Source organism: Iodobacter arcticus (assembly GCF_042664895.1).
GTDB lineage: Bacteria > Pseudomonadota > Gammaproteobacteria > Burkholderiales > Chitinibacteraceae > Iodobacter > Iodobacter arcticus.
Genome location: NZ_JBHTBQ010000018.1, coordinates 40,213 through 57,427, shown reverse-complemented (window position 1 = coordinate 57,427; position 17,215 = coordinate 40,213). Strand labels below are relative to the sequence as shown.

Here is a 17,215-nt window from a genome sequence, read left to right as displayed (position 1 = left end):
CAGCCATCCCTATCAACGTTTAGTTAGATCTTCAAATATCTTACTCAAGCGTTTCACCGATACCGGATACGGTGTTTTCAGCTCTTGAGCAAATAGCCCAACGCGTAGCTCTTCTATCATCCAGCGAAATGGGGCGAGTGGCGTGGTGTCTCTGCCTTCTTTTTCCCATTTCAGCATTTCGGCTTCCCAACGCTTATATAGCTCGTTGATTTCTGCACCGCGCTGGCCATCTCTTTGTGGGTTGGCGACGCGTTTTTCGGCGCGGATGCGCATGGCTTTTACATAGATGGGCAGGCGTGGCAATTGCTCCCAAGGTGTTTTGTGCAAAAAGCCTTTAAATACCAGTTGGCCGAGTAATTCTGTCATGGCACTGGCAAAGGGCGATGGTTTGGCGAGGAGTTTGTTCAGCGTCACGTATTCATTGGTCAGCTCGGCCAAGATACGCATCACTGCATCACGCACCGAGGGCAGGCGTACTTTGGCGCGGGATTTCTGGCCGTCGAATTCTTTAGGCTTACGTGGCGCATCGTCTTCGCCAATAAAGGCGCGATCGCAAATGCAGGCCACGATGTCTTCCATTAGCTCGTCACCATTGCATACGCCGCGCAATTGCAAAGCCAGCGGGTTAAAGGTCGGCAGCGATTTAGGCAGCTGTTTTACATGGTCTTTTAGCTCAAACTTCAGCAGGCAAATCACCCCGTCCCGATGTGCTGCAGCAGCGGCGTATTCGGTATCAAACAGGCGAATCGCCACGGCGGCGTCTTCTGGCACAAGGCCCGGGAAGCCGGTAATTGAGCGGCCTTGGCGCTTAAAATTGATCTTGGCCGGCAGATCGCCGAAGTCCCATTTTATAATGCCGGTTTTTTCGATACTGACGCTGTCGTCCGCCGCATCGCGGAAGGTCATTTGTGCGGCTTCGCCTAGCTGGGCGCGTAGCGCGATTAAGTCGCGGCCTTGCGCCAGCTCTTGGCCTGCGTCGTCCACAATTCTGAAATTCATTTGCAGGTGTGGCGGCAGATCCTTAGAGTTGAACTCATCGCTCGGCACAATCAGCCCCGCACCACGGCCCACGGCTTGCGCCAGTTGCGGTAGCAGCGGCTCGGTTCTTGAGGCTTTATCCAGTGCGATCAGCATTTTGGTGGCGAATTCTGGCACCGGCACGCAAATACGGCGGATGGATTTTGGTAGCGATTTAATCAGCAGGGTGATTTTTTCGCGAATCATGCCCGGCACTAGCCAGTCAAAAATAGCGTGATTGACGCGATTTAATAGATGTAGCGGCAGGGTGATGGTTACCCCATCGAGCGGATGGCTAGGCTCAAAACGATAAGTGAGCGGCAGTTTAGCGTCGTTCAGGCGGAAAAATTCAGGGAATTGCTCTTCCGTGACCGCATCTGCACCGTGCTGCATTAAATCGTCACGACTGAGGAACAGGTGCTGGGCATTGTCTTTTTCGATCAGCTTACGCCATGCTTCAAAGCCAGCGCCATTCACAATATCGGCTGGAATCTTGGCGTCAAAAAACGCAAATAGTGCGTCATCATCCACCAGCACATCCTGACGGCGGGCTTTGTGTTCTAAATCCTGTACATCCAGAATCAGCGCTTGATTGTGCTCAAAGAATTTGGCGCGGCTATTGTAATTAAAGTTGACCAAGGCTTCGCGGATAAAAATGGCGCGCGAGGCCACCGGATCAATTTTGCCAAAATGCACGCGGCGTTTGGGCACAATCGGCAGGCCATACAGAGTAACGCGCTCGCTAGCGTTGACTTGCGCCGAGGTTTTTTCCCAGTGCGGGTCAAAATAATGGCGATTAACAAGATGGGCGGCGATGCGCTCCACCCATTCTGGCTCGATGGCAGCCACGCAGCGGCCGTAGATCTTGGTGGTTTCAACCACCTCGGCGGCGATAATCCACTTTGGCCGTGCTTTTTTCAGGCCCGAGCCGGGGAAAATATTAAATTTAATCCCGCGTGCGCCAAGGTATTCGTCATTTTCTGGCTGCTTAAAGCCAATATTGCCAAGCAAACCGGTCATCAGTGCTTTTAAAATTTGCTCAGGCGTGCCGGGTGCTGTCTTTATATCATTCAGCTGTAAATCCATATCCTGACAAATTTCGGCCAGCTGGCGGTGTAAATCTCGCCATTCGCGTAAGCGCAGATAGGATAAAAAGTGCTCGTGGCAGAGGTTAATTAGCTGACGATTGCTGGTTTTATTATCCAGCGCCTCGTTAAAGAATTCCCACATGCGCAAGAAAGACAGGAAGTCGGATTTATCATCCACAAACTTAGCTTGTGCGCGGGCAGCGGCTTCTTTGGCGTCGAAAGGGCGCTCACGCGGGTCTTGCGCCGATAGCGCCGAGGCAATAATCAGAATCTCGGCCAAGCAATGCTCATCACGCCCAGCCAGTAGCATACGGCCTATGCGTGGGTCGACTGGCAGGCGGGCAAGTTGCTTACCAATGGGCGTAAGTTGATCTTCAATATCGACCGCGCCTAGTTCACGCAGCTGCTGATAGCCGTCGCTAACCAAGCGGCTGGATGGCGCTTCTAAGAAAGGAAAGTTGTCGATATGGCCCAGCTTTAACGCAGCCATACGCAAGATGACCGCTGCTAAAGACGAGCGAACGATTTCTGGATCGGTAAACTCGGAGCGGTTATTAAAATCGGCTTCATCATAAAGACGTACGCAAATACCGGAAGCCACCCGGCCACAACGGCCAGAGCGCTGGCGGGCCGAGGCTTGGGAGATTTTCTCTACCAGTAATTGTTCGACCTTGGCGCGTGGCGAATAGCGTTTAATCCGCGCATGGCCAGAATCAACCACATAGCGAATGCCCGGCACGGTGAGCGAGGTTTCGGCGACGTTGGTGGCCAGAATAATGCGCCGACCCGTGCTGGTGGAGCGGAAAATCCGCTGCTGATCTTCGTTCGACAGGCGTGCAAATAGCGGCAGAATTTCGGCGTCTCTTAGCTTGGCTTTGCGTAGCTCTTCGGCGGTTTCACGAATCTCGCGCTCGCCAGGCAAAAACACCAGCACATCGCCGCTGCCATCGGTACGCCACAAGCCTTCAATGGCTTGCACGATGGCTTCTTCCATTTCCAGCTCTTGATCGTCTTCATCAATGGCATGTAAAGGCTGATAACGAACTTCCACTGGGAAGGTGCGGCCAGAGACTTCCATGACAGGTGCACCGGCAAAATGCTGACTAAAGCGATCGGCATCGATGGTGGCCGAGGTGACGATGACTTTTAGCTCGGGGCGCTTTGGCAATAGCTGCTTGATATAGCCGAGTAAGAAATCGATATTCAGACTGCGCTCGTGCGCCTCGTCGATAATAATCGTGTCGTATTTTAAAAGGTAAGGGTCAGACAGCGTTTCGGCCAGCAAAATCCCATCTGTCATCAGCTTGATATAGCTGGCATCGGTGGTTTTATCGGTAAAGCGCACCTTAAAACCCACGGCATTTTCAGATTTTAATTCCTGCCCGATGCGCGTTGCGACCGATCTGGCGGCAAGGCGGCGCGGCTGGGTGTGGCCAATCAGACCATGCACACCACGGCCCAGCTCCAGACAAATCTTTGGCAATTGCGTAGTTTTACCCGAGCCGGTTTCACCGCAAACAATCACTACCTGATGCTTGGCAATCGCGTCGCTTAGCTCGTCTTTACGCTGATTAACCGGTAGATTTTCATCGAATTCTGGTCGAGGCAGGCGGCTGCGGCGTTGCTCACTTTTGGCCAGCGATTTGGCAATACCCGCTTCCAGCTCGCGCAATTCCTTTTCACTAGGCTGCTGTTTGGCTTGCCGCTGATTTAGGCGATGCAGCAGGCGCTCCAGATTGCCTCTGTCGGTTAATTGCGTGTCGGCAATTTGCTGAAGGTAATTTTGCTCTGGAAGAGGACTAGACGCCGTGGGGTTCATCGCTGGGGTTAAGCTTGTACAGATAAGAAGGCGGCGATTTTACCATGCTGGCCCCATGATGCTAAGGCGATAAATAGCAGGGAGATTATCTAAAGCGGCTGGCCGCTAATAATAACCAGAATGATCTGATGATATTGTCGCCTGATTGTCATCAGTACGACCTAGACTCGTTGGGTCTTTTTACTTAAATTGAAATTATGCTTAGCGAATTACTCGGCTCTTTTTTTGAAGTAGCGCGCCAGGGCAGTGTGGCATTAGCTGCAAGGCAGATTAAATTAAGTCAGCCGACAATTAGCTCTCGGATTCGTCAATTAGAAGAGATTTATCAAATTGAATTGTTTTATCGGGGCGGCGCACGCTGGGTACTCAGCGATGCGGGAATTCGCCTGATGCCTATGGTAGAGCGCTTATTGCAGGAAGAAGCCAATATCGATTTTACCCTGCGTAATGCGGGAGGCGCGCAGCAGGGCAATTTACGTATTGGGGCGACAGGGCCTTATTTTATTAGCCATAGCATTGCTCATTTTCATGCGGCGCATCCACAAATTCAGCTTTCTATGCAATTTGGCAACTCCAAGGAAATGCTAAAGGCATTAAATGAATATGCAATTGATTTGGCCGTGTCTTCAAAAAAAATAGAAGACGCACGCTTAAACTGTATTTTACTTGCTGCCGAGCCTTTGGTTTTGGCCATCAGAAGCGATCATTCTTTAGCTAAGCAAAAAGATCTGGATATTGCTGATTTAACAGAGGTTCATCTTTTACTACGTGAAGAAGGCTCTGAAACGCAAAAGCTGACACAGCAATTTTTACAAGAAAAAGGGATTCAGCCTAAATCTAGCTCCTGTATTGCCAATGGCGAGGCGATTAGGCAGGCGATTATCCATGGCTTTGGCGCGAGCATTATGTCCAGAGGCGAAGTGCCTCATCATCCATCCCTCTGCGCTCTGCCATTTAGACAAACTAGTCCTTTGATTTATGAGTATCTCTATTATCTGAAAGACAGAGAAAAAGTGCCTTTGATTGCTGCTTTTTTACGGCATATTGAGCCTTTGGCTTAGGGGCTCATATAGGATGTTTCACGTGCGAAAATTAAAACCAAAAAGACCTTTTTAGTGCCTTCGGCACGTTGATTTAGGAGCGGTAGCCACCGCGGGGGCGTTCTTTTCTTGAACGGCCAAGAAAAGAACCAAAAGAAGGCCGCCCCACGAAACACGAAGGCCCCTCCGCTGCGGACAATCGAGTCGGCGGCGGGCGGGATTGGCTCGTTCCTCGCTCCCTTGCCGAAACCCCGCCCCGCTTGTTCCTCGCTACGGCGTGTTTCAAGGGGACTTTTAAGCTCCATGCTGGGGAATGTAGTTATTGCGTTTTTTCATTGTTTACTAATGCAAAATCAAATTGATAGGACTGGGATGCTTCTGCCCTATCGCCATAAAAAAACAGCCCCTGAGGGCTGTGGAAATGAAGCGGTTTAACTGGCTCGTTTTCTGAACTTCATCACCGCTCCCGCATTGGTTGGATCGCTAATCGAGTGCCTTTCGGTTTCTACTCGGCCAGCAAAGCGCCGTAAAAAGCCATTGCTGCCTGTTACGCTAAAATCATACCAATGGCCGCTTTCGTATAAGGGCCATGAGTGTTCTGCATTTGCGCTAGGCGCGATGGTGACTGGCCAGGGGCCGTCGGTGCGGTAGTCGTTGGCAGTGATGGTGAGTGCTGCATCCTTGCTGCCGGTGTTTTGTAGCTGCAAGTAAACATCGCCATTCACGTAGTCGTAGCAAACACGGATTTCCGGATTGCTTTCTTGGCTGTTGGTATTGCCCTTAAAGTGGCGGTGAAAGCCGTTTGGCCCTAGCACCCATAAATCGTAGCGGCCTTGGTCATCGGTGGTTTTCCAATCGTCTGATAACAGCTTGCCAGGCTCGACGGTATAACGGCGCGGGCCACGATCGAGATGCAGCTGATCGTATACATGAAACACACCCGTCGCCTTGCCGGTGTTACTGAAAATCAGCCACATTTTGCCGTTGGCCGCTTCGCTGCGGCCACTGGTGTGCAGTTCATAAGGCAGGGCGCGAGATGGCCGCGTGCCTTGGTTTTGCCGTGGTAAGGTCGGAACCAGCGGTGCGGTAGGCTTGGGGAGCTTACTTTGGTTGAGCACAATCGTATCGGCTTGGCTGGTATTGGGCATGGGCGGCACGGTGGTGTCATTGGGCGCGGCAAAGTTAAATGCCGACATTAAATCACCACACACAGCACGTCGCCATGGGCTGATATTGGGTTCGAATACACCAAAGCGGTTTTCCAGAAATTTAATCACTGAGGTGTGATCGAATACTTCCGAATTCACCCAGCCGCCCTTGCTCCAAGGTGAAATCACATACATCGGCACGCGTGGGCCTAGGCCGTAAATCTGCCCGTTGGTGTGGTAATCGAGCTGGGTATCGACGGTTGATTTACCCGCAAAGCTGCCGTCAGCATTTTTAGCAGGCGCGGCAGGCGGCGGTACATGATCAAAGAAGCCATCGTTTTCATCAAACATCACCAGCAAGACGGTCTTGCTCCAAGTATCTGGATTGGCGGTGAGTGCGTTGAGCACCTGCTGTGTGTATTCCGCGCCTTGAATCGGGCTGGATGGGCCGGGGTGCTCGGAGTATTTAGCAGGAGCGACTAGCCACGATACTTGTGGCAGGGTGCCGCCTGCGGCATGAGTGGCAAATTGCGCCATTGTCCAAGTAGACATGCCATTACGCCACAGGCTGCTATCTGGCTTGGCACGGCGAAAATTGGCAAAGCCTTCCAGTGAGTTGTCGCCAAAATTATCGTTGGCATCCTGATAAATACGCCAGCTGACGCCGGCCTCTTCAAGGCGCTCTGGATAGGTGGTCCACGAGTATTCTGCCGGGGATGTTTTGCTTTCCCCATCATTATTAATCACTGGGCCGCCATTTTTTCCGGTGGGATCAACCATGCCGGTCCAGAGATGCAGGCGGTTTGGATTGGTGCCGCCATGAAACGAGCAGTGGTAGCTATCGCAAATGGTAAAGGCATTGGCCAGTGCAAATTGAAACGGCAGGTCTTCTTGACGGTAATAGCCCATCGAATACTGGGTTTTAAATTTTGGCCATTCATCCATACGCCCGCCAGCCCATGCACTCTGCGCGTCGGGCATTAAATGGGGCGTGCCGGGCACGCGTTGGGCGCTGGTGAGGCGTGTATCCATATGGTAGGGCGGCATTTCTTTGCCCGTGCCATCTTTTTGGTTCCAAACCGATTTACCACTAGGTAATGGAATCGGCAGCTTATCGCCAAAGCCCCGCACGCCATGCAGAGTGCCAAAATAATGATCAAAGCTGCGGTTTTCCTGCATCAGGATGACCACATGCTCTACATCATTAATCGTGCCGGTTTGGGAGTTCGCGGGGATCGCCAGTGCTTTCATAATGCTGGGCGGGATAAACGAGAGCGCCGTTGCGCCCCCCGCTGTTTTTGCTGCAAGGCTCAAGAAATTTCTGCGATTGATTGCTTTCATTTTATAAATAACCTGTTTAGACGAGTCGATCGCTCAGAATTAAGGGGCGCAGTGCAAAGCGGGCGGCTGTGGCTTATTGCCTGTGCTTGCCGCCGAGGATGCTGCTGCAGCCGTGGCCGATGCGGCTTTTACGCCATCTTTCGCGGGGGATTCATCGCTATTACACGCGGCGAGGCTGAGCAAAAGCAGGCCGCTGGCAAAGCTCAGCAAACGTTTTGGGGTCATGGTGCTTTCCATCGATTAAGGATTAAACGATTTAAGTGATTTGCCTGTGGTGGCAAGGCCCATTACATCGTCTTGGCTGAGCGCTCGGTTCCAGATGGCTAAATCGCTAAAATCAAATGAGCCTGCCGCGCCCCCTTTGCCCGCCGTAAAGTAATTGCCCTGAGCATCTTCATTAATCCCTAAAATATTGAGGCCGGTAAATTTACTTAAATCAAAGGTAGAAAGATTAGCCGCTGCGGTTTGTAATGGGCGATTAGGATCAGCAATAAACACCTGTGCGGTTTTCTTGATTGAATCCACACTCATGACTAAATAAACCCAGCTATTAGCGGTAAATGAAAGCTGTGGATCAACGCGGTTTTTGCCATCACCAATATTAAATTTAATGCTGTTTAAATATTGGCCAAACGCAAAGCCTATATTGGTACCGCTTTTATAATCTTTATTGGCAATCACCGGCACATCATTGCGTAGCGCATCAGAGCGAAACCAGAAGCCAATAGAGAAGCTTGGGTTTTTAGTGAAATCAACAATTAAAGGCGTTTTAAAGCCACCATCGCAGCTTGCACATTGTGGCGTTGTGCCATTGGATGTGGATTGCAAAGCTTTATTTGCTAAAGGACCATTTACGTAATTGGCCGTGCGTCCTGCAATAAAGCTAGTTAATGCAGGATTTGTTTTATTGGCATTGAGGCTGCTATCTAAAGAGAAGTACTGGGCCAATCCAGCCAAGATACTTTCATCCAACGCGGCTGGTTTTACATAATCAATTTGCGCTAGATAAGACGTGAGTGTTTTGCCTGAACTTAGGGTGTAATTAAATTTATACAGGCCATTTTTGGAAACATCTAAAGCGCTATCAGTAAAGTTAGTTACGCCTGCAGCGAGCTCTTTAATCAATTTGCCGTTGCGGTAAACATTGACCTGCTGTTGAGATTTCCAGCTTAAGGTAATACTGCTGCGATCGGGATTAGCGCGGGCTTGTAATTGCTTAACAGCGGGGGCTTCTAATAAAGAAACGCCATCCATTTTATGGTTTTCAGCTTTGCCGTTTACTGATAGATAATTGAGTACGGTGGGGGCAATATCGGCTTGGCTGGCATAGCTATACCAGTCTGCAATATTGGCAGGGGCTTTAAGTGGCACGCCATTAATTTTTTCAGCCAGTGGTTTATTGATGGCAATAAAGCCTGCCTGATTTGAGGGCCTTGGCAGACCGTCGCTATTACCGCCTTCGCTTAGGCCATGACTAGAAGTCAAAATAAGCAGCCAGTCTTCATTATTTTGCTCTTGGCGCTTTTTAATGGTGTCGATTAATACACCCAATTGCTGATCCAGCGTTTTAAGTGTTTGCTTGTAATCATTGCCAAGGCCCTTGTGCAATGCGGTTTCTTCTGGCGCATGGAAATTAGAAACGACTAAATTAAAATTGCCGCTATTAATGGCTGTTTGGGTGGATGAAACTACGCAGCTATCAAAGCCAGCACAATCAATCACATTACTTAATTGCCCTGTATTGATATCTAACTTGAGTAGTTTATTGAGTGTGCTCCAGCTGCTAATGCTGGTGGATTGGGCCTGATTTAATTGTCTGAATATTGAATCTGTTTTAAAAACTTGCCCCGCATAATCGGAGCGCACTTCATGGCGGTTGGCCCAAGCCCCGCTTAAGATGGATGCCCAGCCTGGGCCGCTTAGTGTTTGCTGCTGAGTGCTTGAACCTGCAATTCCGCCCGCGTAGCTTGGGCTTAAATTTAATTGGGCAATGTTTGTTAGCTGTTTATTGGCCAGCGCATCAAGTAATACATCGTATTGAATGCCATCGATGCCTATCAGTAATGCTTTTTTGCTGGCAGGGCCTAGTGGGGGCAGGGTAGGTGTGGTGGGGGTGCCGGGCGTGGGTACTGCCGTTGGTGTGGGAGGAAGTGTGGGCACATTTGTAGGAATAGGCGCTAATGTAGGAACCGGATCTGGCGCGGGTGTAGTGGGCGCTGTCGGAGTCTGTGTTGGGGGGCTGGAAGGAAGTACCGGGATGGGGGGGCTGACTGTTTCAGGGCTGGCAGCTGTATCTTCAGAAGAATTACAGCCTGCCATTAGTGCGCTAGAAAGCGCCAGTGTGATGGATAAATAAATACTTTTGGACATTTAAACAATCTCCTTAAACCCGCGGCAATGAATAGATATATCGCCAAATTGTTAAAGATTTGGCAAATATGAATACTGAATATGCCGCGTAGCATAAGGAGGAAGGGTGACCTGCATATGAAAAAAAACTTAAATTTTATAAGTGCGCCATTAAGTTTTTTTTGACTATGACAAATTTATATTTTTAGTATTATTTATTTGTGATGCATTGCTGTGCAAATGCCGTAGGAGTGGCTGTAGCCGCGAATGCCTTTAATAAGCCAAACTTTCGCGGCAAGAGCTGTTCCTGAAAAATATTTTTTATTAGATTTGGATAAGAAGTATTTTTTGCGGGTGTATTGAGCTTAGATATCGCCATGATGGCGAGGGCAGGGCCTGTCATTTCCTAGCTGATGTTGGGCTTCACTAGGAAATGACGATGGGAAGTAAAGCTTAAAAAAGCAATGATCAAGGTGGGTTACTGCGTTCTGCCAATCAATTATTTAAAAATAACCAGTTGGTTTGACATATTGGCTAGCTCAATAATCTGATAGTTACCTGATTCACCTTGAGGATCGATTAAGCCGGTCAAGGCTTTACCTGTAAGGTCTTTATTTATTTGGCCGAATAAAGTTTCAGCACCATGATTAGCAAAGGTAATTAAGCCCTGTTCAATCAAAACAAAGCGCACAGGCAGGGCATCGGCCACATTGCGGATCAGGCTTTGGATTTCTTCCATTGCCGCTTCTGTGCTTTTTAGATGCGAAATATCCATCGCAATTGATAAAATATAGGTATTTTCATCGCGTACAATCGGTAGCTTGGTAATGTCGAACCAATGCATTTGATTATCAGGCATGATCCATGAGTCCAGATGGCGAATGGTTTCACCTTTTTCCAGTACCTCATTGTCCCCTAGTGTAAATGGCTGTGGTGAATCCACTAAGCCCATATGTGATTGCACCAAAAGCTCGTGACCTAGCTGAGTTTGTGTTGCATGGTTTACTAATAAAAAGCGCCCGTGCTTATCCCGCACAAAAATTAAATTAGGGCTGGAATCAATAATTTGATGCACAAATAGCTGTTGGTTTAATAAAGCCTGCTCGGTGTCTTTAATATGCGTGATATCGCGAATAATCGCCATGCAATCTCTTGAAGATTGCGGCAATAAACGAGCTTCAAAATAGCGTTTGATCTGATCGTTGCCAGCAAATTGGTATTCAAATACCTGAGCTTTTTGCGTGCTTTGTACTGAAATTAAAGCTTCCAGATATTGACGGGAGATTCTGGCTGGAAATAGGCTGGATATTTTTTTATTTTCAGCGTTAGCCTGCGGATGAATATTTGCAAAACTTTGATTGAGTGGGTTAACACTACGATTTGCAAAACTAATGCACCAGACTAAATCAGGCAGGCAGGCAGGAAAGTCATCTGCTGGGAGCGTTTCTGTATCTGGGCTGGATAAAAGATGCTGATGTTTTTTTTGTAAAAGCAAAATGAGAACGCAAGCGGCGAACCATAGTTCTAGCAAGTAAGCCATAGGGCTTGGCTGTTTTGCTAAAAGAAAGTGTAATGCCAAAATACCCGCAACCAGTGCAAGGCAGATCATACGCGTTGATAACGCTGAGATCATGGCAAGGGGAGATTTCATATGCTGTGACCACCTTGCTAAGAGGCTGCTAGTTTAGCGGTTGAATCTCTTATTTGCGATGACTGAATTGCAAAAAATAAAAAAATAGTGGTTGTGAAACAACAAATGATCAATTAAATGCGAGGGATATAAGTATTGTCTGTATTCTTTTTTCAGCTATGTGAAAAAACAAGAAATAGAAGGGAAAGGATTTTCTATTTATACAGAAAGAATAAAGAAAGGAGTGGTGGGTGATGACGGGGTCGAACCGCCGACATTCTGCGTGTAAGGCAGACGCTCTACCAACTGAGCTAATCACCCATCTGTGAAACTTTAGCACGCTGATCAAGAGATCAAACGTACAAGGAGATGTTCTAGCAACTGAGCTAATCACCTATCTTTAAAACAATTACTACAACTGCTAAAAAATCTAAAGATACTTGGCGGAGCGGACGGGACTCGAACCCGCGACCCCCGGCGTGACAGGCCGGTATTCTAACCAACTGAACTACCACTCCGCAGCGGTATATTTCTACTTCTTTTACTGCACCACGCTAATGGTGGGTGATGACGGGGTCGAACCGCCGACATTCTGCGTGTAAGGCAGACGCTCTACCAACTGAGCTAATCACCCATCTTTAAATCATTTTAAAACAAACCAGTTATGAGTTGGCGGAGCGGACGGGACTCGAACCCGCGACCCCCGGCGTGACAGGCCGGTATTCTAACCAACTGAACTACCACTCCTCAGTTGCATAACTAATCTTGACTTCTCACTTATTCGACTAAGTGGTGGGTGATGACGGGGTCGAACCGCCGACATTCTGCGTGTAAGGCAGACGCTCTACCAACTGAGCTAATCACCCATCTGTAAATCATTTAGTACGCTGAACAAGAGATCAAACGTACAAGGAAACGCTCTAGCAACTGAGCTAATCACCCATCTGTAACAACTAAATAATCATGTAGCTTGGCGGAGCGGACGGGACTCGAACCCGCGACCCCCGGCGTGACAGGCCGGTATTCTAACCAACTGAACTACCACTCCGCAGCGGCATAATTATCTCTTTACTAAGCAACTCATTATTTTAGTGGTGGGTGATGACGGGGTCGAACCGCCGACATTCTGCGTGTAAGGCAGACGCTCTACCAACTGAGCTAATCACCCTGCTAAAACAACAAATCTTTACTGCCAGATAGCGGCCCTGCTTACTGAGCTGCTTACCCTGTCTCGAAAGAGGTGCGCATTAGATCATGGCATAAAATACGTGTCAACACCTTTTGAATGAAATATCTATGCGGTAGTCAGTTACTGGGCTTTGCGGTATAAATGTTGATTCCCCTTTGTGCAAAGTACCTTGCCTTCGTGAAAGCTTTCCGTGCGTCCCACCTCACTACTCTTATAGCAAAAGTACAGCCAGCCTTACTTTGCGTCTTGTTGTGGCTTTTAGCCGGGCTATTTTGGCGTGTTTTTGAGCCACGTCCGCAAGCTTTACGTTTGATTTTACCAGCAGAAATATCTGCTCAAAGAGCTCAGGATTTTTCTGCTGCACAAGATTGGTTTGGAAGTGATAGCAGCCAAGTTGCTGCTGTATCAACGCTTCAAGCTAAGCTTCTGGCGGTGATTGCAGGGCAAAAAGGCTACGGTGCTGCGATTTTTACCGGATTAGAAGCAAGTGCTGTTGCTGCGCAAGTTGGGCAAACGCTACAAGGCAATATCAAATTACTGGAAATTGCGAGCGATCATGTTGTGCTGGATGACAATGGCCGCCGCCAAATCTTAATGCTAGAGGGCCATAACGCAGTTGCCCCGAGTGACACGAGCGTGGCGCTTACGTCGCCAGCCAATAGTCAGCCTGCCGCCGCTGCTGCAAGCCAGACCTCCCTTTCCCGAGGGCAACTGGCAGGAGCGATGCAAGGCGCGAATGTGGCCGATTGGGCCAAGGGGCTATCTACCTATCGCGAAGGTGGCATTCAAATTGATAATATCGCTGCTCAGCCCTTTTCAAGGCTGTTGCAATTGCAAAACGGCGATGTGATTAAAACAATTAATGGCCAGAATCTGGCCCAAGTCGCCGATATTTCTCTGATTTACACTGTATTTAGTCAGCAGCCCCAAGTGTTGCTCGTTGTGCTTCGCAACGGCAGCTCGGTCAATTTGCAATATCTTATTCAGCCTTGAGTTGTTAAACCCATGATTCTGCGCCCCTTCTTACTAGCTTGCCTTTTTGCCTCCCAGTTATCTATTGCTGCCGACGATAAGGTCACGCTTAATTTTGTGAATGCTGATATCGAATCAACCATTAAAGCGATTGGTTTGATTTCAGGTAAAAACTTTGTCATCGATCCAAGGGTAAAAGGCACGCTGAATATCGTGTCTAGCCAGGCGGTGAGCAAAGAAATGGTATTTCCGATTTTATTATCGGCACTACGCCAGCAAGGCTTCACTGCGGTTGAATCAAGTGGTGTGGTGAAAGTATTGCCAGAGGCGGATGCCAAGCAGCATTACAGTAGTACGGGCAACCGTAGCATGAGGCTGGCGGGCGATAAAATGGTCACGCAGGTTTACCCGCTTAAATATGAATCCGCAGTGCAAATGGTGCCTATCCTGCGCCCATTGATTAGCCCGAATAATACGATTGCGGCCTATCCGGGTGGCAATACGCTGGTGATTACGGATTACGCCGATAATATTCGCCGTCTTAATCAGATTATTGAGCGCATTGATCAGCCTGCCAGCTCCGATGTGTTTTCGGTATCGCTTAAATACGCCTCGGCTATTGATGTGGCACAAAACCTTGGCCGCTTGATGCCGGAAATCATGGTGCAAGGCGTAAATCAAAGCGCGCCCTTGGTGGAAGGCGTAAAGCGCAGCGTGGTGGTAGCAGATTTACGCAGCAATAGTTTGTTGGTGCGTAGCGAAAACATCCTGCATGCCCAGCAAATTAAAAAACTGGCGGCAACCATGGATACCCAGGGCTCTTCCGGTGGCAATATCCATGTGGTGTATTTAAAAAACGCCGAAGCCGCCAAGCTGGCTAATACCTTGAAAGGGATTATGACCGGGCAGGATTCAGGCTCTTCTGCTACCGCGCCTTCCAGTAGCATGTCGGCAAGTCCGGCAGGCAGCATGCCTGCCAGTGCACCTGCTGCACCGACCTCTGCCGCTGCCAATGTGCAAGTGGGCGGCGTGAATGTGATGATTCAAGCCGATAATATGACTAATTCTCTGGTGATTACTGCGCCGGATAATATCTATAACAATCTGCGCTCAGTGATCGATAAGCTGGATGTGCGCCGTGCTCAGGTTTATGTAGAAGCGATGATTGCCGAAGTGAACGTCTCTAAGGCGGGTGCTTTTGGTGTGCAATGGCTGCTGGCTGGCGGTAATGAGAATGTTTCTGCCGTGGGTGCATCCTCTTTAAACGGCCTCGGGGGGCTGATTCAAGGCATTGTCTCTAAAAGTCCTTCTGCGATTCCTGGTGGTTTAAGTCTGGGTATCTTAAATGGCAACCCAGTGAACGGGCGCACGCCTACACTGGGTGTGCTTGCCTCGGCACTACAAGATAGCGGTGATGGCAATATTCTTTCCACGCCTAATTTAATGACCTTGGATAATGAAGAAGCCAAGATTATGGTTGGGCAGAATATTCCGATTATTACTGGTACTCAGGCTTCATCGGGTGCAAATGCCAATCCATTTGTATCGATTGAGCGTAAAGATGTGGGTATTAAGCTGCGCGTTCGCCCGCAAGTGTCGGAAGGCGGCAGCATTACGCTGACGGTGTATCAGGAAGTATCAAGCATCGATAAATCGGTCTTGACTGATGGCGCGGGTTTGGCGACTAAAACGCGCTCGATTGATTCTAAAGTCTTGGTTGATGATGGCCAGATTATTGTGCTGGGGGGCTTGATCGAAGATCGGGTGACTTATAAACGTAGCCAAGTGCCTTTATTGGGCGATATTCCTTATTTGGGGGCTTTTTTCCGCTACGAAGATCGTAAATCAGAGAAAGTAAATCTGATGGTATTTCTGCGCCCTGTTGTGCTGAGAGACGCCGATGCAACGCGTACTTTATCGTCCGATCGTTATCAGTATTTACGTGCCGAGCAAAATAATTTTGAGCGCCCATCGAGCATGCTCTTGCCCGAGATGCCTGCGGTGGTCTTGCCTGAAGTGATTGATGCGCGCAAAGCCACGCCGCTAACTCCGTCTGAACCGGTTGTTGCACCATGAGTCGTTTAGTGCCATACCACTTTGCCCGAGATCGTGGTGTGGTGGATGCCCACCATGAAGCTGATTCCGTTTCAGTGCTGTTTCGCAAAGGCGGTGATTTTTCTGCGCTCAACGAATTACGCCGTGTGGCAGCCAAGCCGCTTAATATTTCGGTGGTGGATGCGGCCGAGTTTGAATCGCAGCTATCTCAATTATTTGGCCAGGGTAGCGGTGCGGCGATGGTGGTAGATGATCTGGAAGAAAATCTCGATCTGTCGCGCTTGGCTCAAGAAATGCCCGAAATCGAAGACCTGCTCGAAACCGAAGACGATGCGCCGATTATTCGCTTAATTAACGCGCTGCTCACCGAAGCACTGCGTGAAAACGCCTCTGATGTGCATATCGAGCCGTTTGAGACGCGATCTGTAGTGCGTTTTCGGATTGATGGTCGCTTAGCCGATGTAATCGAGCCCAAACGTGCCTTGCACGCGGCGCTGGTGTCACGGATCAAGGTGATGGCAGGTCTTGATATTGCCGAAAAACGCTTGCCGCAAGATGGGCGGATTACCCTAAGGATTGCGGGTCGCCCCGTCGATGTGCGGGTTTCGACTCTGCCGACTGGCCACGGCGAACGGGTGGTATTGCGGCTCTTGGATAAATCGGCAGGGCGTTTAAACCTAGCCAAGCTGGGGATGGCCGCCGATACGCTAGCCACTTTAGAAAAGCTGCTCGCCCAGCCGCACGGCATTATCTTGGTGACAGGGCCAACTGGTTCGGGGAAGACCACCACGCTCTATGCCGCGATGAGCGGTATGGACGCCAACTCCAGCAATATTATGACGGTAGAAGATCCGATCGAATACGATCTGGATGGCGTAGGGCAAACCCAAGTCAGCACGCGGATCGATATGACTTTTGCCCGCGCGCTACGTGCTATTTTGCGCCAAGACCCGGACGTGGTGATGATTGGGGAAATCCGTGATTTAGAAACCGCACAAATTGCGGTGCAAGCTTCCTTAACCGGCCACTTGGTGCTGGCAACCTTGCATACCAACGATGCAGCCAGCGCGGTAACGCGTTTGGTGGATATGGGTATCGAGCCATTCTTGCTGGCGTCATCCTTATTAGGCGTACTGGCTCAGCGCCTAGCCCGTCGCCTCTGCCCAGCTTGCCGTCAGTGGCATACGCCGGACGCCTTAACCACTGAGCAATTAGGCAGTGATAAGCCTGTTTATCGCGCCGTAGGTTGTTCTGAATGCAAGCAAAGCGGCTATCGTGGCCGTAGTGGTTTGTATGAACTACTGGTGATCGATGAAAATATCCGCAGCATGATGCACGAGCGCGCTACCGAGCAGGCGATTAAGCTCTACGCCAGCGGCCAAGGCATGCTTAGCTTGCGTCAGTATGGCGTGCGCCGTGTTTTAGAAGGTGAAACTACGCTGGAAGAAGTGTTACGTGTTACGCGGGATGCTTAAATAATCAAAGCGCACACGGTATAAATCGTAGTGCGCTTCTTTAATTTGCAAGCATTCTGGTGTGCTAGATATTTAGCCGTATTGCCTTACGG

At 49.4% G+C, this 17,215-nt stretch carries 9 protein-coding genes and 7 tRNA genes; 4 read left to right on the top strand and 12 right to left on the bottom strand.

Annotation, left to right across the window (positions count from 1 at the left end; translation table 11 throughout):
• Nucleotides 1-12 precede the first annotated feature (12 nt).
• Nucleotides 13-3,924 (bottom strand): ATP-dependent RNA helicase HrpA, encoded by a 3,912-nt coding sequence (gene hrpA, locus ACFQNF_RS10830; RefSeq protein WP_380187989.1) that lies wholly within the window; start codon nt 3,922-3,924, stop codon nt 13-15.
• 197 nt (nt 3,925-4,121) lie between these two features.
• On the opposite strand from hrpA, the gene ACFQNF_RS10825 reads away from it, so the two are divergent.
• Complete coding sequence (locus tag ACFQNF_RS10825; RefSeq protein WP_380187988.1) at nt 4,122-4,985, top strand: LysR substrate-binding domain-containing protein; 864 nt, start codon at nt 4,122-4,124, stop codon at nt 4,983-4,985.
• A 410-nt stretch (nt 4,986-5,395) separates the two neighbouring features.
• Here the strand turns inward: ACFQNF_RS10825 and ACFQNF_RS10820 are convergent, their stop codons facing one another.
• From ACFQNF_RS10820 to ACFQNF_RS10770, 11 genes are all read right to left on the bottom strand, one after another.
• Nucleotides 5,396-7,453: a phosphocholine-specific phospholipase C gene (locus ACFQNF_RS10820; RefSeq protein ID WP_380187987.1), complete on the bottom strand. Its 2,058-nt coding sequence runs from the start codon at nt 7,451-7,453 to the stop codon at nt 5,396-5,398.
• A 39-nt stretch (nt 7,454-7,492) separates the two neighbouring features.
• Entirely contained in the window at nt 7,493-7,678 is a 186-nt protein-coding gene (locus ACFQNF_RS10815) for a hypothetical protein (protein WP_380187986.1), read from the bottom strand.
• Between the two features lie 15 nt (nt 7,679-7,693).
• On the bottom strand, nt 7,694-9,823 hold the full coding sequence (locus ACFQNF_RS10810; protein WP_380187985.1) for a LamG-like jellyroll fold domain-containing protein: 2,130 nt from the start codon (nt 9,821-9,823) through the stop codon (nt 7,694-7,696).
• A gap of 478 nt (nt 9,824-10,301) precedes the next feature.
• Nucleotides 10,302-11,453, bottom strand: a complete 1,152-nt coding sequence (locus tag ACFQNF_RS10805; protein ID WP_380187984.1) for a PAS domain-containing protein — start codon at nt 11,451-11,453, stop codon at nt 10,302-10,304.
• Nucleotides 11,454-11,677: 224 nt separating this feature from the next.
• A tRNA-Val gene (locus tag ACFQNF_RS10800) sits at nt 11,678-11,753 on the bottom strand.
• Nucleotides 11,754-11,873: 120 nt separating this feature from the next.
• Nucleotides 11,874-11,950, bottom strand: a tRNA-Asp gene (locus ACFQNF_RS10795).
• 40 nt (nt 11,951-11,990) lie between these two features.
• Nucleotides 11,991-12,066: transfer RNA gene (locus ACFQNF_RS10790), tRNA-Val, on the bottom strand.
• A 36-nt stretch (nt 12,067-12,102) separates the two neighbouring features.
• Nucleotides 12,103-12,179, bottom strand: a tRNA-Asp gene (locus tag ACFQNF_RS10785).
• 43 nt (nt 12,180-12,222) lie between these two features.
• Nucleotides 12,223-12,298 (bottom strand) — tRNA-Val (locus ACFQNF_RS10780).
• A 105-nt stretch (nt 12,299-12,403) separates the two neighbouring features.
• Nucleotides 12,404-12,480, bottom strand: a tRNA-Asp gene (locus tag ACFQNF_RS10775).
• 44 nt (nt 12,481-12,524) lie between these two features.
• Nucleotides 12,525-12,600 (bottom strand) — tRNA-Val (locus ACFQNF_RS10770).
• Nucleotides 12,601-12,867: 267 nt separating this feature from the next.
• Between ACFQNF_RS10770 and ACFQNF_RS10765 the strand changes: the two genes are divergently transcribed.
• The 3 genes from ACFQNF_RS10765 to gspE are packed head-to-tail and all read left to right on the top strand — an operon-like array spanning nt 12,868 to nt 17,123.
• Nucleotides 12,868-13,614: a type II secretion system protein N gene (locus tag ACFQNF_RS10765; protein WP_380187983.1), complete on the top strand. Its 747-nt coding sequence runs from the start codon at nt 12,868-12,870 to the stop codon at nt 13,612-13,614.
• A gap of 12 nt (nt 13,615-13,626) precedes the next feature.
• Nucleotides 13,627-15,669: a type II secretion system secretin GspD gene (gspD, locus tag ACFQNF_RS10760; RefSeq protein ID WP_380187982.1), complete on the top strand. Its 2,043-nt coding sequence runs from the start codon at nt 13,627-13,629 to the stop codon at nt 15,667-15,669.
• The gene (gene gspE, locus ACFQNF_RS10755) at nt 15,666-17,123 is read left to right on the top strand and encodes a type II secretion system ATPase GspE (RefSeq protein ID WP_380187981.1); all 1,458 of its coding nucleotides are present in this window, start codon (nt 15,666-15,668) and stop codon (nt 17,121-17,123) included. Before gspD ends, gspE begins: the two co-directional genes overlap by 4 nt.
• Nucleotides 17,124-17,215: the final 92 nt, after the last annotated feature.

Bases quoted from the DNA above. Each gene is read 5' to 3' on its own strand.
- ACFQNF_RS10805 (WP_380187984.1), bottom strand. From the start codon at position 11,453: ATGAAATCTCCCCTTGCCATGATCTCAGCGTTATCAACGCGTATGATC.
- hrpA (WP_380187989.1), bottom strand. From the start codon at position 3,924: ATGAACCCCACGGCGTCTAGTCCTCTTCCAGAGCAAAATTACCTTCAG.
- ACFQNF_RS10810 (WP_380187985.1), bottom strand. From the start codon at position 9,823: ATGTCCAAAAGTATTTATTTATCCATCACACTGGCGCTTTCTAGCGCA.
- ACFQNF_RS10820 (WP_380187987.1), bottom strand. From the start codon at position 7,453: ATGAAAGCAATCAATCGCAGAAATTTCTTGAGCCTTGCAGCAAAAACA.
- ACFQNF_RS10825 (WP_380187988.1), top strand. From the start codon at position 4,122: ATGCTTAGCGAATTACTCGGCTCTTTTTTTGAAGTAGCGCGCCAGGGC.
- gspD (WP_380187982.1), top strand. From the start codon at position 13,627: ATGATTCTGCGCCCCTTCTTACTAGCTTGCCTTTTTGCCTCCCAGTTA.
- gspE (WP_380187981.1), top strand. From the start codon at position 15,666: ATGAGTCGTTTAGTGCCATACCACTTTGCCCGAGATCGTGGTGTGGTG.
- ACFQNF_RS10815 (WP_380187986.1), bottom strand. From the start codon at position 7,678: ATGACCCCAAAACGTTTGCTGAGCTTTGCCAGCGGCCTGCTTTTGCTC.